The sequence below is a fragment of the Cupriavidus sp. C2SS-8b genome, from assembly GCF_057073745.1.
Genome location: NZ_CP172717.1, coordinates 483,353 through 507,206 on the forward strand (window position 1 = coordinate 483,353; position 23,854 = coordinate 507,206).

At 64.5% G+C, this 23,854-nt stretch carries 18 protein-coding genes; 9 read left to right on the forward strand and 9 right to left on the reverse strand.

Features of this window, described 5'->3' with window-relative positions:
• Positions 1-82 precede the first annotated feature (82 nt).
• Together ACIGJB_RS19175 and ACIGJB_RS19180 are read right to left on the reverse strand one after the other, a co-directional pair.
• The gene (locus ACIGJB_RS19175) at positions 83-1,408 is read right to left on the reverse strand and encodes an MFS transporter (protein WP_483733884.1); all 1,326 of its coding nucleotides are present in this window, start codon (positions 1,406-1,408) and stop codon (positions 83-85) included.
• 65 nt (positions 1,409-1,473) lie between these two features.
• Positions 1,474-2,535: a lactonase family protein gene (locus ACIGJB_RS19180; RefSeq protein ID WP_483733885.1), complete on the reverse strand. Its 1,062-nt coding sequence runs from the start codon at positions 2,533-2,535 to the stop codon at positions 1,474-1,476.
• A gap of 263 nt (positions 2,536-2,798) precedes the next feature.
• Here ACIGJB_RS19180 and acnA point away from each other — a divergent pair, with 263 nt between their 5' ends.
• The 4 genes from acnA to ACIGJB_RS19200 all read left to right on the forward strand — a co-directional run bounded on the left by acnA (position 2,799) and on the right by ACIGJB_RS19200 (position 8,544).
• A complete protein-coding gene (gene acnA, locus ACIGJB_RS19185) occupies positions 2,799-5,450 on the forward strand; it encodes an aconitate hydratase AcnA (RefSeq protein WP_483733886.1) in 2,652 nt (883 codons plus the stop codon).
• A gap of 29 nt (positions 5,451-5,479) precedes the next feature.
• Entirely contained in the window at positions 5,480-6,376 is an 897-nt protein-coding gene (locus ACIGJB_RS19190) for a GntR family transcriptional regulator (RefSeq protein ID WP_483733887.1), read from the forward strand.
• Between the two features lie 25 nt (positions 6,377-6,401).
• A complete protein-coding gene (locus ACIGJB_RS19195) occupies positions 6,402-7,145 on the forward strand; it encodes an ABC transporter substrate-binding protein (protein ID WP_483733888.1) in 744 nt (247 codons plus the stop codon).
• A gap of 112 nt (positions 7,146-7,257) precedes the next feature.
• Positions 7,258-8,544 (forward strand): DUF3422 family protein, encoded by a 1,287-nt coding sequence (locus tag ACIGJB_RS19200; protein ID WP_483733889.1) that lies wholly within the window; start codon positions 7,258-7,260, stop codon positions 8,542-8,544.
• Positions 8,545-8,566: 22 nt separating this feature from the next.
• Here ACIGJB_RS19200 and ACIGJB_RS19205 read toward each other — a convergent pair whose 3' ends face one another.
• Together ACIGJB_RS19205 and ACIGJB_RS19210 are read right to left on the reverse strand one after the other, a co-directional pair.
• Positions 8,567-9,523 (reverse strand): Bug family tripartite tricarboxylate transporter substrate binding protein, encoded by a 957-nt coding sequence (locus ACIGJB_RS19205; protein WP_483733890.1) that lies wholly within the window; start codon positions 9,521-9,523, stop codon positions 8,567-8,569.
• Between the two features lie 54 nt (positions 9,524-9,577).
• Complete coding sequence (locus ACIGJB_RS19210) at positions 9,578-10,726, reverse strand: L-talarate/galactarate dehydratase (protein WP_483733891.1); 1,149 nt, start codon at positions 10,724-10,726, stop codon at positions 9,578-9,580.
• 219 nt (positions 10,727-10,945) lie between these two features.
• Here ACIGJB_RS19210 and ACIGJB_RS19215 point away from each other — a divergent pair, with 219 nt between their 5' ends.
• Positions 10,946-11,941 carry a LacI family DNA-binding transcriptional regulator gene (locus ACIGJB_RS19215; protein ID WP_483733892.1) on the forward strand — a complete coding sequence of 332 codons (996 nt, stop codon included), beginning with the start codon at positions 10,946-10,948 and terminating at the stop codon, positions 11,939-11,941.
• Positions 11,942-11,961: 20 nt separating this feature from the next.
• Here ACIGJB_RS19215 and ACIGJB_RS19220 read toward each other — a convergent pair whose 3' ends face one another.
• Together ACIGJB_RS19220 and ACIGJB_RS19225 are read right to left on the reverse strand one after the other, a co-directional pair.
• On the reverse strand, positions 11,962-12,915 hold the full coding sequence (locus ACIGJB_RS19220; protein ID WP_483734727.1) for a Bug family tripartite tricarboxylate transporter substrate binding protein: 954 nt from the start codon (positions 12,913-12,915) through the stop codon (positions 11,962-11,964).
• Between the two features lie 158 nt (positions 12,916-13,073).
• Entirely contained in the window at positions 13,074-14,012 is a 939-nt protein-coding gene (locus ACIGJB_RS19225) for a 2-hydroxyacid dehydrogenase (RefSeq protein ID WP_483733893.1), read from the reverse strand.
• 106 nt (positions 14,013-14,118) lie between these two features.
• On the opposite strand from ACIGJB_RS19225, the gene ACIGJB_RS19230 reads away from it, so the two are divergent.
• Entirely contained in the window at positions 14,119-15,048 is a 930-nt protein-coding gene (locus ACIGJB_RS19230; protein ID WP_483733894.1) for a LysR family transcriptional regulator, read from the forward strand.
• Positions 15,049-15,218: 170 nt separating this feature from the next.
• The gene (locus ACIGJB_RS19235) at positions 15,219-16,112 is read left to right on the forward strand and encodes an alpha/beta fold hydrolase (RefSeq protein ID WP_483733895.1); all 894 of its coding nucleotides are present in this window, start codon (positions 15,219-15,221) and stop codon (positions 16,110-16,112) included.
• Here ACIGJB_RS19235 and ACIGJB_RS19240 read toward each other — a convergent pair.
• The 3 genes from ACIGJB_RS19240 to ACIGJB_RS19250 all read right to left on the reverse strand — a co-directional run bounded on the left by ACIGJB_RS19240 (position 16,061) and on the right by ACIGJB_RS19250 (position 20,434).
• Positions 16,061-18,070: an acyl CoA:acetate/3-ketoacid CoA transferase gene (locus ACIGJB_RS19240; RefSeq protein WP_483733896.1), complete on the reverse strand. Its 2,010-nt coding sequence runs from the start codon at positions 18,068-18,070 to the stop codon at positions 16,061-16,063. The genes ACIGJB_RS19235 and ACIGJB_RS19240 overlap by 52 nt on opposite strands.
• A gap of 282 nt (positions 18,071-18,352) precedes the next feature.
• Positions 18,353-18,640: a hypothetical protein gene (locus ACIGJB_RS19245; RefSeq protein ID WP_483733897.1), complete on the reverse strand. Its 288-nt coding sequence runs from the start codon at positions 18,638-18,640 to the stop codon at positions 18,353-18,355.
• Between the two features lie 924 nt (positions 18,641-19,564).
• Positions 19,565-20,434 carry a LysR family transcriptional regulator gene (locus tag ACIGJB_RS19250; RefSeq protein ID WP_483733898.1) on the reverse strand — a complete coding sequence of 290 codons (870 nt, stop codon included), beginning with the start codon at positions 20,432-20,434 and terminating at the stop codon, positions 19,565-19,567.
• A gap of 125 nt (positions 20,435-20,559) precedes the next feature.
• Between ACIGJB_RS19250 and ACIGJB_RS19255 the strand changes: the two genes are divergently transcribed.
• Both ACIGJB_RS19255 and ACIGJB_RS19260 read left to right on the forward strand, forming a co-directional pair.
• A complete protein-coding gene (locus ACIGJB_RS19255) occupies positions 20,560-21,951 on the forward strand; it encodes an MFS transporter (RefSeq protein ID WP_483733899.1) in 1,392 nt (463 codons plus the stop codon).
• Positions 21,952-22,089: 138 nt separating this feature from the next.
• Positions 22,090-23,637, forward strand: a complete 1,548-nt coding sequence (locus ACIGJB_RS19260; RefSeq protein ID WP_483733900.1) for an FAD-dependent oxidoreductase — start codon at positions 22,090-22,092, stop codon at positions 23,635-23,637.
• Positions 23,638-23,854: the final 217 nt, after the last annotated feature.

A 23,854-nucleotide genomic window follows, 5' to 3' on the forward strand; every position in this document is an offset into this window, starting at 1 on the left:
TCGGCACCAGAGTGCTGGTCCGGTACTTCGCGCAGGATGATCCTGTGCAGGGGCACCGCTGCGCATAGGCCGCCGTGGTGGCTCAAGGTGTCTGGCCGGACGTCGTCGCGACCTCCTGCACCGGGCGGGTTTCGGCGATGCGAATAAAGACTGTCATCAGAAACGAGACCACCAGCAGCCCGGCAAGGAAAATCAGGCCCGTCGTGGCCGAGTGGCTCTGACCCTTGATGTAGCCGATCGCGAACGGCCCGACGAAACCGCCGAGGTTGCCGATCGAGTTAATCACCGCGATCGAGACCGCGGCCGTCGAGCGCGTCAGGAACAGCGTGGGCAGCGCCCAGAACGGCGACTTGAACGCATAGAGGCCGGCCAGGCTCACGCTGACCAGCGTGATGGCAACGACAGGATCGGGCAGCAGCCCCGCGCCGAGCAGCGCCACTGCGGCGACGCCAAGCGGAATGGCGGAGTGCAGGCGCCGCTCATTGCGGCGGTCGGAACTGCGCGACCAAACGATCATCACGATGGTCGCGAACAGGTAAGGCACCATCGCGATCAGCCCGACCTGCGTATGCGTCAGGTTCGCCGAGAAGCCCTTGATGATCTGCGGCATCCAGTACCCCACGCCCAGGCTGCCGCACTGGTACACGAAGTAGATGAACGACAGGTACAGCACCTTTGGGTTGCGCATGACCTTGAGCGCGCCGAGGTGCTCGGCATTCGGCCGGGCCTGGCGGTCGCGCTCGAGCTGGTCGGTCAGCCACGTTTTCTCGGCCTCGGTCAGCCACTTCGCGTCCTTGGGGCGATCGGTCAGGCAGAAGTAGCAGAGTACGCCGCCGATGATTGCCGGTGCCCCTTCCAGCAGCAGCATCCAGCGCCAGCCGCTCCATTGCAGCCAGTGCACGTTGTCCATGATCCACGTGCTCAGCGGCGCGCCGACGATGTACGAGACCGGAATCGCCGCCGTGAACAGGGCCACCGTGGTGGCGAGTTCCTTCGCGCGGAACCAGTACGTCAGGTAGACGATGATGCCGGGGAAGAAGCCCGCTTCGGCCACGCCGAGCAGGAAGCGCAGCACGTAGAGCTGGTTCGCGCTCTGCACGAACGCGCTGGCCACGGCAACCACGCCCCACGTCAGCAGGATGCGCGCGATCCAGCGGCGCGCGCCGAACCTGTTCAGCATCACGTTGCTGGGCACCTCGAACAGGAAGTAGCCGATAAAGAAGATGCCGGACACGAAGCCGAAGGCCTCGCTGGAGAGCGCCAGTTCCTTGTTCATCTGCAGCGCCGCGTAGCCGATATTGGCGCGGTCCAGATACGAGATGATGTACAGGATGAAGACGAACGGAATGATGCGCGAGGTGATCTTCCTGACGATGGCCGCTTCGTTTTGCGTGGTGGAGTCTTGCATGGCGTGAGGACCGGCGCGGGTGCTGCCCGGTGCATAAGGCGTGGCGGGGAGGGGGCGCGGCGATGTCATGCGTGGCGCCGCGAGAACACCATGCAGACGGGGCTGCCCGATTGCACGCTGAATCCGGTCGGGTGCAGGCGGCCCGATGCATGGTCGATGCGCATGGCGACGATCGAATCGCTGTCTTCGTTCAGCACATACATGAAGCGGCCGTCCGGCGATGCGGTGAAGAAGCGCGGCGTGCGGCCCTGCGACGGATCGGCGCCAACGAAGCGCAGGTGGCCGCTGCGCGGATCCACCTGGAAGATCGCCACGCTGTCGTGCCCGCGGTTCGACGCATAGACGTAGCGCCCGCTGGCATCGACCTCGATCTCCGATGCGCGGCTGTTGCCGGTGAACGTGTCGGGCAGGCTCGACAGGACCTGCAGGGGCGTCAGCGCGCCTGAGGTTGCGTCATACGCGTAGGCCGTGACGGTCGAATCGAGTTCGTTGACGACATAGGCAAAGCGGCCGCCCGGATGGAAGGCGATATGGCGCGGCCCGGCGCCTTCGCGCGCGCCGACGAAGGCGGGTGACGCCGGGGACAGCTGGCCGTCGGCGAAGCGGAAGGTGAAGGTCCGGTCCAGGCCCTTGTCCGGAACGATCACGAACCGGCCGTTCGGGTCGAACGGGTTGAAGTGGGGTTTGGCCTGCTTCTGCTCGACGCGATGCGGGCCGATGGGGCCATCGAGCTTCACCAGCTGCGTCAGTTCGCCGAGCGAGCCGTCCGCATTCAGCGGCAGCACCGCAAGACTGGCGCCGATGTGGTTCGAGACCACGACATGGCGCCCGCTCGGGTCGATTGCCAGGTGGACCGGGTTCTTGCCCTGCGTGCTTTGCCGGTTGATGAATTCCAGCTTGCCGCTGGCCTTGTCGACGGCGAAGGCACTGATGTTGCTCAGGTCGCCATGGACCGTGTAGAGCCGGTCGCCGTCGCGGTTCAGGGCGAGGAACGATGGGTTGACCAAGTCGCCGACCAGTTGGGTCATCTGGAGTGCGCCGGTCGCGGTATCGACGCGGTAGACGCTGATACCGTCGCCGCGGGCATTGCGTTCGCGCGTCGTTCGCGAGCCTACGTATGCGTACATCACTGTTCCTTCGGGGCGTGTGGTTTCTTTCGCTGACGTTGTGCGGGTATCCGGCTGAGCCCCCTGTGCCTCCGTGGCGCCCATGCCGAGCAGGGCGAGCGCCGCGGCGGAGGTGCCGCCCCGGAGCAATCGGCGGCGTGTGGGGTCGGACGGCGGCAGCGCGTCGCGGGAAGCGGTGGGGTTCAAGGGATCGTCTCCGGTTTCCGTGGGATTCGGGTTTGCACTTGATTGCATTTTTGCGTAAACATGTGCAAAGTACAGTCATGGAAAACACCTACCGCCCCTCATACCGCCTCGTCGATGGCCAGTTCAGCGCTGGCGACGCCACATACCGGTTCGTGGACCTGCCCGCCATGCTGGGCGGTACGCTGCGACGGCTGCCGGTCGTCCTGCGCCTGCTTATGGAGAATGTGATTCGCAATATGGAGGACGAGGAGCGCGACGCAGCCATCGCCGCCATCGTCGGCTGGCTGGATCACGGCACGAGCGAAGACGAGATCGCGTTCCAGCCTGGCCGCGTGCTGATGCACGACACCACCAGCACGCCGGCCCTGGTCGACATCGCCGCCATGCGCGATGCGCTGGCGGAAGCCGGCGCCGATCCCGATGCGCTCAATCCGGTCCTGCCGGTGGACTCCTCGGTCGACCACTCGCTCGCGGTGGAGTACTTCGCCCGCCCGGACGCGGCCAGCCTGAACCTCGATGTGGAGAGCCGGCGCAATGCCGAGCGCTACAGCTTCCTGCGCTGGGCGTCGAAGGCGCTGCGCGGCGTGCGCATCCATCCGCCGGGCACGGGGATCATGCATACGATCAACCTGGAGCAACTGGCGACGGTCGTGACGACCGTGCAGCGCGACGGTGAAGCGTGGGCCGTGCCCGACACGCTGATCGGCACCGACAGCCACACGCCGATGATCAACGGCATCGGCGTGCTGGGCTGGGGTGTCGGCGGGCTGGAGGCGCAGACCGTGATGTTCGGCATGCCGGTGATGCAGCGCATTCCCGATGTGATCGGTGTCAGGCTGACGGGCGCGCTGCCGGCCGGCACGCTGGCGACCGATCTGGCCCTGACCGTCACGCAGCAACTGCGGGGCATCGGTGTGTCGGGCGAGTTCGTCGAATTCTTCGGGCCGGGCGTTGCCACGCTGTCGGCGGGCGACCGCTCGGTCGTGGCCAATATGGCGCCCGAGTATGGCGCGACCACCGGCTTCTTCCCGATCGATGGCCACACGCTGGATTACCTGCGCACCACCGGCCGCGATGCCGCCTCCATCGCACTGGTGGAGGCCTTTGCGCGCCGCGCTGGATTATGGTTCGAGCCCGATGCCGAGCCGCGCTACACGCGGGTGCTCCATATCGACCTGGATCGCATCGGCATGCACGTAGCCGGTCCGCGCCGCCCGCAGGACTTGCTTCCCTATACGGATACTGCACGCGCGCTTGCCGCCATTCCGTTCGAGCAGAAGATGCAGCGCGATGGCATGCCACGTCGTCCGGTTGCGATTGCCGCCATTACCAGCTGCACCAATACCTCGGACCCGGCCCTGCTGGTCGCGGCCGGACTGGTCGCGCGCAAGGCGAGGGCACTGGGCTTGCGGGTGCCGTCGTGGATCAAGACCTCGCTTGCGCCGGGATCGCCCGCAGCGGCGCGGTACCTGGAGCGCGCGGGCCTGATCGGCGATCTCTCCGCAGTGGGCTTCGATATCGTCGGCTTCGGCTGCACGACCTGCATCGGCAATCCGGGGCCGTTGACAGAGCCGATCCGGCAAGTGATTGCCGAAGCCTCGGCACAGCCGGTCGCGATCCTGTCGGGCAACCGCAATTTCCCTGGCCGCGTGCATCCGGACCTTAGCCTGGGCTTCATCATGTCGCCGCCACTGGTAGTGGCGTTTGCGCTGGCCGGCGATGCCGAGCGCAACCTCGGCACCGAGCCGGTCCAGATTGCGGCCGATGGCACGCCGGTCCACCTGCGCGACCTGTGGCCCGCGCGCGAGGAGATCGCGGCGCTGGTGGCCGCCGGGGCCGAGCCTTCCGATTACCGGAAGGCCTTCGCGGTGGCATCGCGCAATCCAGCCTGGGCCGCGCTGCCGTCGCCGGCCACGCCGCGTTACCCGTGGGACGAGGCCTCGACCGCGCTGCGGCGTCCGCCGTTCGCCTCGCTCGACCAGGGTACGCAGCTTGGCGACTACGCGGCGTATCCGCTGCTGGTGCTCGGCGATGACATCACCACCGACCATATCTCTCCGGCGAGCGCGATCCCCAAGGACAGTTTCGTCGCCGACTTTTTGGTGAGCCGCGGCGCCACCCGCGACGACCTCAACGTGTTTGCTTCGCGTCGCGGCAACTGGGAAGTGATGATGCGGGCCGCGTTCTACAACAAGACGCTGGTCAACCTGCTGCAGCCCGACGCGCCGACGGCAAACACCGTGCACGTGCCCAGCGGCGATGTGCAGCCGATCTTCGAGGTCGCCCGGCGCTACCGGCAGGACGGCGACGCCGTGGTGCTGGTCGCTGGCGCCCGCTACGGCACGGGCTCATCGCGCGACTGGGCTGCCAAGGGGCAGCGCCTGTTGGGAATCCGCGCGGTGATTGCGGTAAGCTTCGAGCGCATTCACCGTTCCAACCTGATCGGCATGGGCATCCTGCCACTGCGGTGGCCGGAAGCCGTGACGCCGCAGTCGCTGGACATCCGTCCCGGCGATAAGGTCCATGTCAGTGCCATGCCCGAAGCGCTCGTGCCGCGTGGCAGGGTCCCGGTGCGCATCGTGCGCGCGAACGGGTCGGTGGATGCCTTCGAAGCCACCGCCGCCGTGGAAACGCGGCTCGAGATCGAGCTGTTGCGGCGTGGTGGCGTGATTCCATCCATCCTGCAGAAGACGCTGGCAGGGCAGCGGAGCGACGTGGCTATACCGTGACCGCTCCCGGCCGGCGTGCCGAACCACCCATGAACCACGATCGATCCATTGCGACGCGGATTGTCGAGCTGATCCAGGCAGAAGGCATGCCGGTCGGCGCCCACCTGCCGGCGCAGATGCTGGCCGACAAGCTGCGCGTGTCGCGCTCGCCCGTCAACGAGGCGCTGGCCCTGCTGCACGAGAAGGGCGTGCTCACGCGCGAGCGCAACCGCGGCTTTTTCCTGGCGCGCGAAGTCGCGGCGCCGGCCGGTGAACTGGCTACGCAGCTGGGCCTTGCCGAGCCCGACGTGGCTGCTGCCGCCTATTTCCAGATGGCTGAAGACCTGTTGCGGGGCAAGCTCGACAACGAGGTCTCCGAGCAGTTGCTCAGGTCCCGCTACGGCCTGACCGCGACGCAGCTCAATACGGTGCTCAAGCGGATTGCGCAGGAGGGCTGGGCGGAGCGCAAGCCCGGCTATGGCTGGGAATTTTCGTCGATGCTGACCACGCCGGATTCGCTGCTGCAGTCGTACCGGCTGCGCCTGGCGCTGGAGCCGGCGGCGCTGATGGAGCCAGGCTATCGCATCGAGCGCAAGACCATCGAGCGCCTGCGCGCGGCGGAAAACCACCTGCTCAACGGCGGCATCGAAACCGACTCCGCGGACCAGCTTCATGACCGTGGCGTGCGCTTCCACGAGTCGCTGGTCGAGGCCTCGGGCAATCCGTTTTTTGTCGATACCATCCGCCGCGTCAACCGCGTGCGCCGCCTGTTGTCGTACCGGTCCATGCGGCATCGCGAACGTTACGCAGAACACGCGAAGCAGCACTTGCACCTGCTGGACTTGCTCGCGCGCGAGCGCAATGAGGAGGCTTCGGCGGCGATGCGTGAACACCTCGAACATACCCTCGACGCGCTGGCGAAAATCAGCGAGATCCTCGAACCCTAGCACCGGCCGTTGCCGGCCCCATGCCATGACCATAGACCAAGACCTGCTGACCGCTTTCGCCCCCACCGGGGTGCTGCGCGCCTCGATCAACCTCGGCAATCCGATCCTTGCCGGGCGTGCCGCCGACGGTGCCGCATGCGGCGTATCGGTCGACCTGGCCGGGGCCCTGGCGGACCGGCTGGGCGTGCCGCTGGAACTGGTGGTGGTGAATGCCGCCGGCAAGTCGGTCGACGTGGTGAGCAATGAGCAGGCGGACGTCGGCTTCTTCGCGATCGACCCCAATCGCGGTGCATCGATTGCGTTCACCGCGCCCTATGTGCTGATCGAAGGCTGCTATCTGGTGCGGACGGATTCGCCGGTCGTGTCCAATGCCGATGTCGACCAGCCCGGCGTGCGTGTCGTGGTCGGCAAGGGCAGTGCTTATGACCTCTATCTGACCCGGGAACTGCGGCATGCGGAGATCGTGCGCGCGCCGACGTCGCCGACGGTGGTGCAGACCTTCCTTGAGCAAGGCGCCGAGGTGGCCGCGGGGGTCAGGCAGCAACTGGAATCCGATGCGGCGGGAAAGGATGGCCTGCGGCTGCTCGGCGAGCGCTTCATGGTGATCCGGCAGGCGATGGGGATGCCGAAGTCGCGTGGCGAGCGCGCGGCGGTTTTTCTCGCTGGCTTTGTCGAAGCGATGAAGGCGACCGGCGTGGTGGCCGGTGCGCTGGCGCGTCACGGCATCCGGGGGGCGACCGTGGCGCCCGCAGAAGGCGGGGAAGGATAAATTTCAGGGTTCTGGCCCGGGTCTTGCTAACGTTCGGTGCCGACGTTCGGTCATCTTCGACTGATATCCTGACGGACGCTCCCTGACCGAAACCTTCCGAAAGACCGACTATATGGACCACGCCCTGCGCGCCAGCCTTGCCAACGAACTGCACGCAAGACCTTTCCTGCGCTTGTCAGGCTCCGTCGCCCTCGCTCATCTGGCGATCTATGCGGCCGATGATGCCGCCGTACATGAGCAGTTGCTGACGGCGTTGTGCGAACTCACCGGCATGCCGCCGCCGGAGGCGGGCAGTACGCACTATGCCGCGCAATGGAATGGCGAGCGCCAGCTGAAGTGGGAACGCCACACGGAATTCTCGACCTACACGTTCGTGGCCAGCCGGCACGACACCGATTACTTCTCCGGGCTGGCCACCGAACACATACCGCCGGCCTGGTTCGAGCTGATTGCGGGCAAGCGGTTCGTCGCCATCCGCATGGAACTGGTGTCCGGGAAGAATGCCCCGATTGCGCGTAATGACTACCGGAAGTGGATCGACGGCCCGATCAAGGTCGGCAGCCGCGTGCTGGGCAACGGCGAGGTCTATTGCGACTGGACCATCAAGCCCGATGGCTTTTCGCGTTTCCTGGTCATCGACGAGGGCTTCCGCGAGGCGCAGGGCGGCCGCCTGCTGCAACGACTCTACGAGATCGAGACCTATCGCATGATGGCCCTGCTGGCGCTGCCCGCCGCGCGCGACCTGGGGCGTTCGCTCGATGTGCTGCAACGCTCGCTGGCCGGGCTGATGCACCGCATGGACTCCGCGCCGGACGACAAGGTGGACGCCAACCTGCTGCAGGAACTCACGCACCTCGCCGTGCGCGGCGAGGCGCTGGCGGAGTCGAGCCACCGCTTCAGCGCGAGCCGCGCCTACGAGCGGCTGGTGATGGCGCGCATCCAGGAACTGCGCGAGGAACGCATCGAAGGCATCCCGACCATCGCCGAATTCATGGAACGCCGCTTCACGCCGGCCATGGACACCTGCCGCGCCAGCGCGAACCGCCTGGAGCAATTCACGACCCGCGTCGCCCGCGCGGTCGACCTGCTGCGCACACGGGTCAGCCTCGCACAGGAAGGCAATACCATGCGGCTGCTGGCGGGGATGGATCGCACCGCGCGCACACAGCTCCATCTGCAGCACGCGGTGGAAGGGCTGTCCGTGGCTGCGATTTCCTACTATGTACTGTCGCTGACGGCGGTCGGCCTGCGCTCGCTGCATGCGCTGCACCTGGGCATGGACCCGGAGCTGGTCGAAGGGCTGCTGATCGCGCCGGTCGTGCTGCTGGTGTTCATGGTGATCCGGCGCACCAAGCGGTCGAACGGCGCCGGGCACCACGGCGCGAAAAGCGCAGGCTGAATCGCGTCCTTGCGGCGGGCTGTCAGTCCGCCGTGATCTTGCCCACCTCGATCACCTTCTTCCAGCGTGCGAACTCCGACGCCTGGAACGCGGTGAACTGCTCCGGCGTATTGGCGACGATCTCGAAGCCGACTTCAAGCAGCCTGGCCTTGACCGCCGGGTCATTGAGCGCCGCGACCGTGGCGCTATGCAGCTTCGCCTTGACCTCCGGCGGCAATCCCTTGGGCGCTGCCACAGCCTGCCACGAGTAGACCGTCACGCCCTTGATGCCGGATTCGTCCATGGTGGGCACATCGGGCAGGATCGGCGAGCGCGCGCTGCTGGTGATGGCCAGCGCGCGCAGCTTGCCCGCCTTGATGTGCGGCACCGCCGTGTTGATGTTCATGAAAGTCGCATCGACCTGCCCGCCGAGCAGGTCGTTCATCGCAGGGGCGCCGCCCTTGTACGGCACATGGATGCCGGTCGTGCCGGTTTGCTGCCAGAACAACTCTGCCGTGAGATGGTCGCTGGTGCCGTTGCCGGCGGACGCGAACGTCAGCTTGTTTGGATTGGCCTTCTCGTAGGCGACGACATCCTGGATCGTCTTGAAGCGCGAATTCGCGGGCACGGCCAGCACGTTCGGCGCCTGCACCGCAACGCTGATGTAGTCGAAGTCCTTGAGCGGATCGTAGCCCGCGTTCTTCATCAGGTGCGGGCCGATCACGAATGGTCCGAGCGAGGAGACGAACACGGTGTAGCCATCGGCCGGCGCGCGCTTGACCGCGGCCGCGCCGATCATGCCGGCCGCGCCGGGCCGGTTGTCGACCACGAAGCTGCCGCCGAACTGCGCCTGGTACTTCGCGCTGAGGATGCGCGCCACGTTGTCAGTCGAGCCGCCAGCGGGGAAAGGCACCACCAGCGTGACCGGCTTCTCAGGCCACGCGGCCTGCGCCCCTGTCATGGCGAGGGTCATCAATGCGGATGCAATCAGCTTCTTCATGTCCTGTCTCCTTGTCCGTCTTGTATGGGAAGCGTATGAAATGCAGCGGCAATGTCAGGCGTGCTCGCCGAATACCGCCTGTTCGCGCGTCCAGGCGCGCGCCTGTTCGCTGATGGTGATGCCCAGGCCCGGCCGGGTCGGCACGATGATGCGTCCGTCGCGGATGTCCAGCCGTTCGTTGAACAACGGTTCGAGCCAGTCGAAGTGCTCGACCCACGGTTCGCGCGGGTAAGCGGCGGCAAGGTGCACGTGCAGCTCCATCGCGAAATGCGGCGCGATCATCAGGCCCGCATGCTCGGCCAGCGCGCAGACCTTCAGGAATGGCGTGATGCCGCCGACGCGCGGCGCATCGGGCATCAGGTAATCGGCGGCGCGATGGCGGATCAGGTCCCAGTGTTCGGCTGCGCTGGTCAGCATTTCACCGGTCGCGATCGGCGTGTCGAACTGCGTCGCCAGCGCGGCGTGGCCTTCGTGGTCGTAGGCGTCCAGCGGCTCCTCGATCCAGACCAGGTTAAAGGACTCGAATGTGCGGCACATGCGCTGCGCGGTCGGACGGTCCCATTGCTGGTTGGCATCGACCATGATCGGCACCGCATCGCCCAGACGCTCGCGCACCGCGGCCACGCGCTGGATATCGAGCGCGCCATTGGGCTGGCCGACCTTCAGCTTGATCCCGCCGATGCCGCGCTCGACCGACGCCGCCGCATTGACCAGCAACTGGTCCAGCGGCGTGTGCAGGAAACCGCCCGACGTGTTGTAGCAGCGCACGGCATCGCGATGGGCGCCCAGCAGCTTGGCTAGCGACAGGCCCGCGCGCTTCGCCTTCAGATCCCACAGCGCGACATCGAACGCGCCGATGGCCTGCGTCGACAGGCCGCTGCGGCCGACCGACGCGCCCGCCCAGCAAAGCTTGTCCCACAGCCGCGCGATATCGCTCGGGTCTTCGCCGATCAGCGCCGGGGCGATCTCGCGGGCATGGGCGAACTGGCCGGGGCCACCGGCGCGCTTCGCATAGCTGAAGCCGATGCCTTCGTGTCCGTCGCGCGTCCGGATCTCGGCAAACAGGATCACCACCTCGGTCATCGGCTTCTGCCGGCCGGTCAGGACCTTGGCATCGCTGATCGGCGTGGCCAGCGGCAGGTAGCACGAGGAAAGCCGGATCGAGGCGATGGCGTCGGCGGTTTGAGCGGCAAGGTTCGTCATGGGTGCAGGCAACAAGGGGGAGAGGGTCAGTTCCGACTTGCTGAATGACAACGTTATCATTTCAAGGCGAAGGGACTGATATAATCCATACGTCATTCCTATGCGCGGCAGCGAGAGCGGCCATCGCGGGAATGGAGGAAATGCTAACGTTGTCATTCCCGAGCGTCAATCGCTTTAACGCGTGTCGCCGGTAGCGATTTACCCTGATTCAGGATCCGCATGTCGAATTCCAATGGGCCGAAATCCGTGACGCTGCATGATGTGGCGCGCGAGGCCGGCGTCTCGTTGATTACCGCGTCGCGCGCGCTCGGCAACCCCGGCATGGTGTCGGAAAAGACCATCGCGCGGGTACGGAAGGCGGTCGAGACAACGGGCTATATCCCCAACCTGCTGGCGGGCGGGCTCAAGTCGAAGCGCAGCCTGATGGTGGCGGCGCTGGTGCCGAACATCGCGGTGGCGCAGTTCCTGCCCACGGTCAAGGCGCTGACCGATGCGCTCGATGCGGCCGGCTACCAGTTGATCCTCGGTCAGACGGGCTACGATCACGCGCGCGAAGAAGCGCTGCTGGGCACCATGATCAGTCGCCGCCCGGACGGCATCGCCTTGATCGGGCTGGTCCACGCGCAGGCCTCGCGCGAGCGCCTGCGGCGCGCCGGCATCCCGGTCGTCGAGATGTGGGATCTCAGCGACCGGCCGGTCGACATGGTGGTGGGGTTCTCCCACCTCAAGGTGGGCAGCGCCATCGCGGGATACTTCCTGAGCAAGGGCTGGCGCCGCCTAGGCATCGCGACCGGCGACGATCATCGCGCGTCGGTACGGCGCGAGGGCCTGGTTTCGACGGTAGGGCATGACGTCCCGACCGTCGTCGTCCCGGCGCCGAGCAGCCTGGCGCTCGGCCGCCAGGCCCTGGCCGATCTGCTGGAGAAGGATCCGACGATCGAGGCGATCTATTGCAGTTCCGACCAGCTGGCGCAGGGCGTCATGGTCGAGGCGCTGGCGCGCGGGCTGCGCATTCCTGAAGACCTGGCGATCTGCGGCTTTGGCGATGCCGACTTCGCGGCGTACTTGAATCCGTCGCTGACGACGGTGCAGGTCGATGGCGCTGCCATCGGTGCGCGGGCGGCGCGGTTGCTGCTGGACCGCTGCCGCGGCGAGTCAGTGGCCGAGCCGATCGTCGATGTGGGATTTCGCATCGTCGAACGCGGCTCGACATGAGGGACGCCTGATTCAGGCGATCACTCGGCCTTGATCCCGAGGTCGCGGATCAGCTTCGCATAGCGCGCCGTATCGTGCGCAATCAGCGACGCAAAGGCCTCTGGCGTGCTGGTCGCCGGGACCGCGCCCTGGTCGGTCAGCATCTGTTTCACCTTAGGGTCGGCCAGTGCCGTGCGCACGTCCTGCGAGATCTTGCCGACGAGCGCGGGCGGCGTGCCCGCCGGCGCGAGCAGGCCGATCCACGACACCGCTTCATAACCGGCCAGGCCGGCTTCGGCCACGGTCGGCACGTTGGGCATGGCGGCCGCGCGCTTGTCGCCGGTCACGGCCACTGCCTTGAGCTTGCCGCCCTTGATCATGCCCATGGTTTCGTACAGCGTCGCGAACGTGTAGTTCACATGGCCGGCCATCACATCGGACACGGCCGGACCGCCGCCCTTGTAGGCCACGTGCAGCATCTCCACGCCGGCCTGGCGCGCGAACATGGCCCCCGCCAGATGCATCGAGCTGCCGCTGCCGGAACTGCTGTACGTAACCTTGCCCGGCTCCCGTTTGCCTGCCGCAATCGCCTGCGGCACGGTCGCGGCGGGGTTGCCGGGGGCGGTCACCATGATCTGCGGCAGTTCGGCCACCAGTGATACCGGCGCGAAGCTCATGACCGTGTCATAGGACGACTTGTACAGCGACGGGTTGATCGCATGCGTGCCGACATTGCCCATCAGCAGCGTATAGCCGTCCGGCTTCGCACGGGCCACGTAGTCGCTGCCGATCTGGCCGGCGGCGCCGGGCTTGTTTTCGATGACGACCGCCTTGCCCCACATCTCGGTCAGGCGCTGCGCCAGCAGGCGTGCACCGGTGTCGGTGCCGCCGCCGGGCGGGAAGGGCACGACGATGGTCACCGGCTTCTCGGGATAGGCGCCGCCGGCCAGCGCGGGCTGGGGCGCCAGCGTGGCGAGCGTGGCCACGGCCAGCATGCCCAGCGCCGGCAGGACGGCACGAACGGACTTTGCAGAAACAGACGGGATGGCCGAGAGGACTGAGGCCGGGAATGCGCGGGTTTGCATGGTGTCTCCTGGATTTTGTCACGGCGCTCTGTGGCGCCTGTTCAATGGGAATGAGGGAAGGGCGGGGCTTATGCCAGCACCGTGGTCGGCGGACGTTCGCCGGCCAGGCAGGCGCGCAGGTTGGCCAGCACGATCTCGCCCATGGCATCGCGCGTCTCCCACGTGGCGCTGGCGCGGTGCGGCTGGATCACGACGTTGTCCATGCCAAGCAGCGCGGACGGCACGGCCGGCTCGTCGAAGAACACGTCGAGTCCGGCACCGGCGATGCGGCCCGTTTCCAGCGCGCGCACCAGCTCCGGCTCGTCGACGAGCCGTCCGCGCGCCACGTTGATCAGCACGCCGTCCGGCCCCAGCGCATCGAGCACGGCGGCATCGACCACCGGCTTCGCACCGTCGGCGGACGCCGCCAGCACCAGCGCATCGCAATGGGTGGCCAGCGAGACGATGTCCGGCAGGAACGTGTAGGGCACGTCCGGCTGCGCGCGCAGGTCGGTGTACGACAACGGGCAGCCAAACGCCGCCGCGCGCACGGCGATCGCACGGCCCACGCGGCCCAGGCCGACGATGCCGATGCGCTTGCCGCTGAAGCGCCGCGCGAGCGACAGGGACGACTTGCCCCACTGGCCCGCACGCACATAGCGCTCGGCTTCGGTCAGCCGGCGGTACACCGAGATCAGCAGGCCGAGGGCCTGGTCGGCGACATCTGCGGTCAGTACGTCCGGCGTGGTGGTGACGTGGATGCCGTGCTCGCGGGCATACGACAGGTCGACCGCGTCGGTGCCGACGCCCGACACCGCGACGATCTTCAACGCCGGCAGCCGGCGCATCACCGATTCCTTCAGGCCGAGCGAGCCGCCGGTAACGACCGCCTCGATGCGCGGCCCGATTTCGTCGAGCAGCGCGTCGGGCGAAGGCGTGCCATACAGGCGGTGGATCTCATAGGCTGCCTGGAGGCCGGTTTCAAGGCTCGGGACGACGGGCTGGGTGAGCAGGATGGCGGGTTTCACTGGCGGGCATCTCGGCAGGTTGTCGATTTGCCCGAGTATAGAAACCCGATCGTTGCATGTCTAAGCTATAGTTTGCATCGATCAATCTAACTTTTGGCATGATGCAATGATCCCCGACCTGAACCAGTTGCGCTGCTTTATCGCCGTGGGCGAGGAGCTGCATTTCGGCCGCGCGGCGACGCGGCTCTTCATGACGCAATCGCCATTGAGCCGGCAGATCCGCATGCTGGAGGAGTCGCTCGGTGTGCGGCTGTTCGACCGCAACAGCCGCGTGGTGCGCCTGACTGCGGCGGGCACGGCATTGCTCGACGATGCGCGGCGCCTGCTGTCCCTGGCGGGGCACGCGGTGGACGTGGCGCGGCGGATCGACCGGGGCGCCAGCGGCAAAGTGCGCATCGGCTTCACCGCCGTGGCGGGCTACGACCTCGTGCCGAAGCTGATCGCCAGGGCCGGTGAAGCCTTGCCCGAGATCGAGGTGACCTTGCATGAGATGGTGTCGGTCGCGCAGATCGACGCCTTGCGCACGGGCACCATCGATATCGGCTTCCTGCGGCTGCTCGGCGACATGGAGCCCGACCTGCAGTGCCGGCCGGCGGTCAGCGAGCCGCTGCTGCTTGCCGTGCAGGCGACGCACGCGCTGGCCGCGCGCGAGCGCATCGCGGGGGGCGATCTCGCGGGGCAGCCGTTTATCCAGTATTCCGCCACCGAGGGCAAGTACTTCCACGACCTGATCGGCGCCGTGCTGGCCGGCACCGGCCGGCCCCCGCGCGTGGTGCAGCAGATGAGCCAGACCCATAGCGTGCTCGCGCTGGTGCGCGCGGGGCTGGGGGTGGCGCTGGTGCCGGCGTCGGCGCAGCATCTGCATTTTCCCGACGTGGTGTTCCGCCCGATCTGGCGCGATGACGTGCGGGCCGAGGTGCATCTGGTCTGGCGCGATGCCAACCACAATCCGGCGTGTCCGGTGTTCGCGGAATTTGCCGCGGCCTATCTGTCGGAGTCTGAGGGCCATGGTTCGGGGCAATCCGTAGCCTCCTGAGCGGATGGCCGGGGCGTCGCGTCGCGGATCCCGCGGCCCGGATTGCAGCCCGGATGCCCCATCAATGATGTTGACGGCGTACCATCGCCCATGGGCCGGCCGTTCGGAGCTTTTTTTCGCTTTGCGCGGGCGCTCACAGTGCTGTGTCTCACGTTTGCAGGGGCCCCACCATGCAAGTTCGGCTGACATTGAGAAACACGCTGCACATTGCCGTGCTCGGCTATTGCCTGGTCCTGGTGTGGATGTATGTGCGCCAGGACCGCTTCATCTACTTCCCGGTCACGAGCGAGGCGTCCTTGTGGCGGGAACAGGTCGCCCATGCCGGGGCCCAGATCATTCCCGGCGTGAACGCGATAGTCGTGGAGCCGCCAGTTGTTGACGCCTCGACGAAAACAGCCCTTTTCTTCCACGGAAACGACGGCAATGCCCTGGAGCGGCTCAGCCTCGCCAGGGTTTTCAACAACCGCGGGTACCGCCTGGTTCTCGCCGAGTATCCCGGGTTTGGCCCCAACCCCGGAAATCCGTCGCAGGCCACCATTGTTCCCGCTGCGTTGGCGTTGATGGGCGAGGTGTCCCGGCGTTGGCCCGGCCCGGTGACGCTGGTCGGCGAGTCCCTGGGGAGTGGCGTGGCGGCGCAGGTGGCCGCGGCCATGCCCGCCAGCATAGAAGAGCTGGTGCTCATCACGCCGTTCCACAGCCTGCGCGAGACCGCGGCTCGGATCATGTGGTTTATCCCGGTCGGCCTGCTATTGAAATCCCCGTTTGATTCCGCCGCCGCGCTCAGGCAATACCATGGGCGTTCGTCGGTGCTGGTCGCTGGCCAGGACGAGCTGGTTGGCCCCCAGGCGGGACTCGCATTGCAGAAGGAACTCGCCGGGCAGGGGCCGTCCACCTTGCTGGTGTTGCCCAAGGCGACACACGACAGCTGGATATCCGGCATTACGGAGGCCGACTGGGACCGGTTGCTGTGCTTCCGCCGCGATCAGCCCCGGCCCGCCGGCTTGGGCAGTCGTCAGGCCGACTGGTCGCGCAAGGACGCCTGCGCCTCGGCCTCGGTCTCGTAGACATAGGGCGCCAGTCCGCGGCGGGCGAGCGTGTCGCCGAGCTTGGCGCGCATGAAGGCACTGGTGGTGAAGCGGGTCACGCCCATATAAAAGCGCTGCACCATTTCATCGATCATTTCCACGTAGGCGTCCTCCACGCCGCGGTCAAGCACGAAACCCTCGTAGTTGACGACGGTATAGACCCTGTGGCCCAGCGGCTCGCAGACGCGGCATACCTGCGTGCGGATCGCGGCGATATCCTCGGCGCGCTTCACCTCGAGCTGCTCGAAGTTCAGGAACAGGATGTTCTTGTCCGGATCGTAGTCGACACGTGCTTCCAGCGGCAGGCGCAACACGTCCGCGCGCAGTCCCATCGGCTCGGGGCTGAAGATCCGAGCATCCATCAGGGCAGGCGAGCGCACGATCGGCGTGAAATCCATCTTCGCAAGGATGTCGCGCTCCAGGTCGACGCCGGGCGCAATCTCGATGAGTTCCAGGCCCTGCGCGGTCAGCTCGAATACGCAGCGCTCGGTGATATAGAGCACCGGCTTGCCGGATGCGGCTGCGTGCGGGCCTGAGAACGTGCGATGTTCGACTTCCTCGACGAACTTCCTGGCGATGCCATCGCGGTGAATCTGCAGCTTGCCATCGATCACCGCGATCTCGCTGCCGCCTGCCATGAAGGTGCCGACAAAAACCACCTTCTTCGCATTCTGGCTGATGTTGATAAAGCCCCCGGCGCCGGCCAGGCGCGGCCCGAACCTGGATACGTTCAGGTTGCCCAGGCGATCGGCCTGCGCCAGCCCCAGGAACGCGAGATCGAGGCCGCCGCCGTCATAGAAATCGAACTGGTAGGGCTGGTCGATGATCGCGTCCGGATTGGTGGCCGCGCCAAAGTTGAGCCCTCCGGCAGGGATGCCGCCGATCACGCCGGGCTCCGCGGTGAGGGTCATCAGGTCGAGGATCCTTTCCTCGTTGGCGATGCTCGAAATGCCTTCCGGCATGCCGATGCCGAGGTTTACCACGCTGTTCGGCTTGAGTTCCATGGCCGCGCGCCGCGCGATGATCTTGCGCTCGCTCATCGGCATCGGCGCCACGCTGCTCACCGGCACGCGGACCTCGCCGGAAAACGCCGGGTTGTAGGGCGTGGAAAACGTTTGCTGGTGGTTTTCGGGTTGCGCCAGGACCACGCAGTCCACCAGCACGCCGGGGATCTTCACCTGGCGCGGATTGAGCGAGCCGCGTTCGGCGATGCGCTCCACCTGCACGATCACCAGGCCGCCGCAGTTGTGCGCGGCCATGGCAATCGCCAGGGCTTCGAGCGTCAGGGCTTCGCGCTCCATGGTGATATTGCCGTCCGGATCAGCCGTGGTGCCGCGCACGATCGCCACGTTGATCGGGAAGGCCTTGTAGAAAAGGTAGTCCTGGTCACCGATGCGCATCAGTTCGACCAGGTCCTCGGTCGTGCGCTCGTTGAGCTTGCCGCCGCCATAGCGGGGATCGACGAAGGTGCCCAGCCCGACGCGCGAGAGGTGTCCCGGCTTTCCTGCCGCGATATCGCGGAACAGATGGGTAATCACGCCTTGCGGCAGGTTGTAGGCCTCGATCTGGTTGCCGACCGCGAGCTGCTGCAGCTTTGGCACCAGCCCCCAATGCCCGCCGATGACGCGCTTCACCAGGCCAGGCTGCGCCAGATGGTTCAGGCCCCGGTCCTTGCCGTCGCCTTGCCCCGCAGCGTAAACCAGCGTCAGGTTGCGGGGCTTGGCCATGCTGACCGGGGCCTCGTCATCCTGCGCGAGGCAGAGCGTTTCGATGGCGATGGCGATTTCTTCCGCAAAGCCAATCCCGACGAAGCCGCCGGTCGCCACGGTATCGCCATCGCGAATCAGGCGCACGGCTTCGCGTGCCGAAACCAGTTTGCCGTTCTCGCGCGAGTGGACGGCCAGCGATGGACGGATCGGGCTTCCTTGCGTGCTCATGTTCTTCCTTTGCGAAAATTTGGAATACCCATTAAAGGAACGCCTTGCGCAGATCGGCGCTGCAGCGTTCGCAGATTGCATGCCATTCTGCTCCAGCCAATGCGCTGGCTCAAGACGCCCCGGATTGGCTTCGACATGATTGGACAGATCGGCTTGTCGCGTCGCGTTGGGGCATCCGCGGCGTCGAGGATCTCGGTGGCAAGGCGCCGTTCACGCTGAGATAGGAAAAGGGACATGTCGACGCAATCGGCATGTCCCTTTTTTATCCCGAAATCCGCCTGGTCACTTCCCGGTCTTCGCTTTGTTTGGCGAAGAACCCGGTGTTGGAGGGTGGGCCACCAGTGAGGTCCGGAGCACCGGACCAGGGGTCATGGCTTGCGTCTTGTCTGGAGCAGGTTCGTGGGTGGCCTGACCGTTGTCGTATCCGGTCGAGCAAGCTTCCAGGTAGCCGGGCGGGAATTTCTGTTCCGGGGTTGCCGCCGGCTCGCCATATGCGGCAGCGCAGAATGTCAGTGCGCCCATGGCGACAACATGGCGCCAGGTTGTGCGCAGAAGGGGATCAGGATTCATCAGCGGCTCCGTATCGGTGGCGGCAGACTGCGAGTCCCTAGCCCACTCTCGCAGAAGCCATTGCGCTTGTTGCCTTGTTGGCCGTGAATGACTGAGTTGGCTAGCTTTCGGCCATTACCCGACATCCGGCTCGACGGAGCGTCGGTTATTTACCGCGCTCGGTTCGTCGAGGAATTCGGGTTGCTCGTAAGCTTATGAAATCGTTTTGAACGCCGCGTCATCGGAAGCGATGACGGACAAGACCAATAACAAAAAAACCTGCACGGAATGTTGCAGCGCAGGCCTGAGCTCACCACCGCCGCGCAACGCGACCGCTGACAAAGCGTTTGGGGCTTGGCATGCCATTTGCGTGAGCGTGCGCGAAGTCTACTTTTACATCCGGCACTAAAGCGGCAGCATCAAACCACCGCATTCTTCGTGGCCATGGTCCGCAGTGAATCCCAGATAGGCACCCAATGAAGAACAAGGCGATTGCGGCTGTTGACGCACACCCAGTAGTCACACTCGTGCGGTGGGGAATACGCGAGACAGGCTCTGGCCGAAAGCATTTCGTGGGGTACTGCCTTGAAAACCAGGAGTACAGGGTGAGCACGGCGATTGAGTCTTTCAACCGCCGTACTGGAATCGGTGTGACTGCCAGTGGGCGCCGATATTTGCTGGTAGGCTCGCCGTGCGTCGATAGCGAGTCCAGACGTACATGGCAGGAACTGGCCGAACCGCGTGGAATTGGCGAGTCCAAAGACGTCAGCATCGAGTTCACGACCAAATAAGCGCTCACGTTGGCTGAAGACGCTCGCTCGCTGGATTGACGCTGGGTCTTGATGGGATGGCAGGACAAATTTTGCCACTCGTCGTTCCAGGAAGTGACAAGATTTGTCACCACCTCTGCGCCCTGGCTCCGAAGAGGATTACACCCGGCCCGGATCATTCCAGGGCGGCGAGAGCCATTTCGATAAGTTGTTGCTGTCGGGCGGTTTCGTCGCCACTTTGCTTGCGCACAATCATATAAAGAGAAAGCGGATCGGGCGGGTTTGGCGCCATCCGATGAATGGTGCAGTCCGTTTGCCTCGCCAATGGCGTGGTCAGGAAACTCGGAACGATGGCCCACGCGCCATTCCTGAGCATCGGCGCCAGCATGTGTGCCTTCTCGACCCAATTGACGTGTCGTGACAACCCGCGCCGGTTACGCCAAAGATCGAACTGCGCCGACCACGGCAAATAAATTTCCCTCGACGGTTCCAGGTCCGTCATGTCCAGCACTTCGGGCAAAGAAGGGTTACCAGAGGATGCGTAGACGAGGAGCATCGGGTAATCGCGGATCTTCTTCGAAACGAGATCCACGTGTTCCGCTGGAGACAATGTAAAGGCTACGTCGAGATGGCCTGACGCCACGCGGTTGGCAAGCTGAAAATAAACGGAGCTTTCCATGTGAAGGCGGACAGGCGGCACTTCGTCGCATAGTGCCGCCACAAAAGGCGGAAGCACATTGATCGCCACCGCATCCACCGAGCCGACAGCAAGGTGTCGCTCCTGATTGGCCCGTAGCTGTTCCGCTTCCAGTTCCAGCATCTTCCAGCGCTCGGCAATATCAAGAAAGCGCTCGCCATCTGAAGTCAACGAGATGTTTCGAGCCCCACGGGAGCGACGCAGCAGAGCGTGGCCTATCCGGCGTTCCAGTGACTGAATGCGATAGGACACGGTCGACTGCGTCGTACAAACGATCTCTGCCGCCTGTAGCAGGCTTCCGGACTGGACGACCGCCAGGAAAGTATTTATTTCGTCACTGAACAACATATCTAATCCTTCGATATACGGTGATGAAACTTCACCATTGACCGATATTTTGCCCCTGCCTAGACTCGTCTCAAAGCAAAAAAACACTTTTCAAAGTACGGATCGCTCAGATCCCGGAGGGAGACATGGCAAACACACTCATAGGTATCGAGGATCTTCCTGCGAGCCGCTTCCATAAGAGAATCGCCCTTGTAGCGGCTGGCGGTCCGTTCTGCGACGGCTACCTGTTGGGCATCATCGTTGTGGCGCTGCCGTTCATTGCGCAGGACCTCGCATTGAATGCGCTTCAAATTGGCCTGATCGGCGCGGCAAGCCTCGTTGGCATGTTTGTAGGCGGCGTCGTATTCGGGCCGATGACGGACCGCTTCGGCCGCCAGAAGATGTACGTTCTGAATCTCGCGGTATTTGTCATCTGCTCATTGGCGCACCTGCTGGTGCAAGACATCACGGCGCTATTCATTCTTCGTTTCGTGATGGGGATCGCCTTGGGCGCCGACTATCCGATTGCGACGGCGCTTGCCGCCGAATTCTTGCCGAGGAGGCTTCGCGGGCCAGTGCTCGCGAGCCTCGTACTTCTGCTCTGGGTCGGCTATACGCTGAGCCTTTCAACGGGGTTGTTCGTGAGCGGTAGCACGGCCGGCGTATGGCGCTACATTCTTGCCAGCGCAGCGATCCCTTCCATGATTTTCTTGCTGCTGCGCTTGAATATTCCTGAATCGCCGCGCTGGCTCATCTCGGCGGGCCGTACAGAAGACGCACGCCGCATCGTGACCGAGCATCTGGGCCCGCAGGTTGACTTCGCTGCCCTCGTTGCCGAAACCCGCATCAGCACGTCCAGGCGAGGCCTCGGACTCTCGAGCATTCGCGAACTGCTTTCGCGCGGCTATGGACGCATGCTGGTGTTCTGTTCGATCTTCTGGATGTGCCAGATTGCGCCGTCATTCGCCATCAAGACGTTTCAGCCAATGTTGTTGAAGTCCCTTGGCGCCACGCAACCTCTCGCCGGATCGCTCATCATCATTTCCTTCGCCATCGTTGGAACCGCGATTGGCATGGTTATTGTCAACAAGGTTGGACGACGTACGCTTTGCCTGGCTTCCTTTGTTCTTGCAACGCTGGCTCTCTTTCTTCTCGCAACGCCTATGTCGAGCGTTGCGGCGGTTGCGATCGGGTTGTTTATTCTGTTCACCATGGCTGAAGCCGCCGGTTCCGGCCTGCAATTCATCTATCCGAACGAAATTTTCCCGACCGACCTTCGTGCTACGGGAATGGGGCTTGCCATGTCTGCGAGCCGCATCGGGGCAGCAGCCGGCACGTTCATGCTTCCCACGGTACTCACCAGCTATGGCAGCGCCACCGGCCTGATGGTCGCGGGTGGGATTAGCCTGGTCGGGCTGCTTGTGTCGGTCCGTATGGCTCCAGAGACGCGCGACGTGTCGCTCGGCGCTACAAACGCTCCGGCGACAGGACCCGGCACAGCAGCGCGTTCTCATCCGACAAGAGAGGCGCGTACCTGATTGGCATGCTGCGAAACGGCATCGACTGTAGCGATGTCGATGCCGCTCTTCCTGTGTCGAAGGCGTGGCTGTGAGCGGACTTCAACTAGAGCGCCAACCAACCTGCAACGAATGGGCATTACATGAAACGAGTGCGAGATGAATAATCGGATCTCTGTCAATAATCTGGATGGGCGTCAGTTCGATGTCGTCATCATTGGTGGCGGCATCAATGGTGCGGCGGGCGCGCAACAGCTCGCCGCCCGCGGTCGACGCGTTCTGTTGGTCGACAAAGGAGACTTCGGCTCAGGATCCAGCAGCCGATCGAGTCGCCTGTTGCACTGCGGCCTCCGGTATCTGGCGCAAGGTCGTTCCCCATGGGAATTCGTGGCGAATCCTTCGCGGCTGGCTACGGGGATGAAGATGGCGCGTATGGCCGTCGAGTCGCGCGATGAGTTCATTGCGACGACTCCCACGCGCGTACAACTTGCGAAGTTGTATTTCCCGATTTTCAAAGGCGGTGCGTACTCGGGCTGGCAGGTGGACGTTGCCTTCAAGACGCTCGAATATTTCAACCGAGGCAAGACGCCGCTCAACTACAGCCGGATCAAAGGTCGCCACGCAAGTTCGATTCCGCTCGTCAACAAGCTGGCCAACTTCGAACGGCTCGAAAGCGTCGCCTGCTACGACGAATACCAGATTTCATGGCCGGAGCGTGTGACGGTTGACATTGCGATAGACGCGCACCGCATGGGCGCGACCGCGATCAATTACACCAGGGCGGAATTGCTTGAACGAAGTTCCGCCGGCTGGCAGGTACGTCTTCAGGACATGATCGAAATGGGCGAGGCGACAGTGACCGCCAAGTGTGTCGTCAATACGGCGGGCATCTGGATCGATCAGGTCCTGGCGAAACACCGATCGGGGAAAACGCCCAAGGTCCTGGGAACCAAGGGCTCCCATATTGTCGTGCGCTTGCCCAACGAATGTCGTGGAATCGGGGTGGCGACGATCAACCGGAAAAGCGAACCTTTTTATTGTCTTCCGTGGGGTGAGTATCACTACATTGGACCGACCGAACTGCTTTATCAGGACGACCTCGATGACATCCGGACTGTGGAAGCAGAGAGGGACTGGCTGCTTGGTGAAGCGAATCATCTTTTCCCAACCTTCAATCTGACAGCCAAGGACGTGATCTTCACCTGGTCGGGCGTGCGTCCATTAACGTGGGACGCGCATCTTCCCGGCGGAAACCGGAATCGAGTACTTCATGACTTGTCAGGCGATGGCCTGCAGGGCGTGTTTGCGATGACCGGCGGACCGCTCATGACACATCGCTCGGCCGGCGTCGAGATCGCCGACGCGGTATCTTCGCAACTGGAAGGACTGGCAGAGGCTCCGAATATCCCACAATTCGCGTCTGCTTTTCCGAAGCTCTCCCCAGAGGACGTCTTTGCAGCGTTGACGGGAGTGGTGCCGACACCCAAGTGGTTGAAGACGATGGCGGAAGAGGAAATGATCGTACATCTCTCGGATGCGCTACTGCGCCGTAGTGGCCTGCCTTGGTACAGAAAGCTGGAGGAGACGGATTTCGACCGCATTGGTCAGACAATCGGCAGCTTGCTGGGCTGGAACGAAAGCCGGGTCACCAATGAAGTCGCGCTCTGCAAGGCAGAACTGGCAGCGCTGCAAAGTGCCACGCCATAGACGGCGTTAAGGACATCACGTGCCCTGCAAGTCTCCGACGTCATCGCGCCATCCACTACTGTGCAATTGCGCGCGCCTTTGGCAGTAGCACTGCTGCCGATGAGCTTTCGCTCAGCAGAACCTTCCTTTTGTCGTCGGTTCCGATGACGCGATGCCTGGGATGATTTTCTACGCTTAAGAGCGCACGGCAGCCAGGTGAACGTCCGGCGCCTATGTG

Coding starts and splice junctions, on each gene's coding strand:
- ACIGJB_RS19175 (WP_483733884.1), bottom strand. CDS start 1,408: ATGCAAGACTCCACCACGCAAAACGAAGCGGCCATCGTCAGGAAGATC.
- ACIGJB_RS19180 (WP_483733885.1), bottom strand. CDS start 2,535: ATGTACGCATACGTAGGCTCGCGAACGACGCGCGAACGCAATGCCCGC.
- acnA (WP_483733886.1), top strand. CDS start 2,799: ATGGAAAACACCTACCGCCCCTCATACCGCCTCGTCGATGGCCAGTTC.
- ACIGJB_RS19190 (WP_483733887.1), top strand. CDS start 5,480: ATGAACCACGATCGATCCATTGCGACGCGGATTGTCGAGCTGATCCAG.
- ACIGJB_RS19195 (WP_483733888.1), top strand. CDS start 6,402: ATGACCATAGACCAAGACCTGCTGACCGCTTTCGCCCCCACCGGGGTG.
- ACIGJB_RS19200 (WP_483733889.1), top strand. CDS start 7,258: ATGGACCACGCCCTGCGCGCCAGCCTTGCCAACGAACTGCACGCAAGA.
- ACIGJB_RS19205 (WP_483733890.1), bottom strand. CDS start 9,523: ATGAAGAAGCTGATTGCATCCGCATTGATGACCCTCGCCATGACAGGG.
- ACIGJB_RS19210 (WP_483733891.1), bottom strand. CDS start 10,726: ATGACGAACCTTGCCGCTCAAACCGCCGACGCCATCGCCTCGATCCGG.
- ACIGJB_RS19215 (WP_483733892.1), top strand. CDS start 10,946: ATGTCGAATTCCAATGGGCCGAAATCCGTGACGCTGCATGATGTGGCG.
- ACIGJB_RS19220 (WP_483734727.1), bottom strand. CDS start 12,915: ATGCTGGCCGTGGCCACGCTCGCCACGCTGGCGCCCCAGCCCGCGCTG.
- ACIGJB_RS19230 (WP_483733894.1), top strand. CDS start 14,119: ATGATCCCCGACCTGAACCAGTTGCGCTGCTTTATCGCCGTGGGCGAG.
- ACIGJB_RS19235 (WP_483733895.1), top strand. CDS start 15,219: ATGCAAGTTCGGCTGACATTGAGAAACACGCTGCACATTGCCGTGCTC.
- ACIGJB_RS19240 (WP_483733896.1), bottom strand. CDS start 18,070: ATGAGCACGCAAGGAAGCCCGATCCGTCCATCGCTGGCCGTCCACTCG.
- ACIGJB_RS19245 (WP_483733897.1), bottom strand. CDS start 18,640: ATGAATCCTGATCCCCTTCTGCGCACAACCTGGCGCCATGTTGTCGCC.
- ACIGJB_RS19250 (WP_483733898.1), bottom strand. CDS start 20,434: ATGTTGTTCAGTGACGAAATAAATACTTTCCTGGCGGTCGTCCAGTCC.
- ACIGJB_RS19255 (WP_483733899.1), top strand. CDS start 20,560: ATGGCAAACACACTCATAGGTATCGAGGATCTTCCTGCGAGCCGCTTC.
- ACIGJB_RS19260 (WP_483733900.1), top strand. CDS start 22,090: ATGAATAATCGGATCTCTGTCAATAATCTGGATGGGCGTCAGTTCGAT.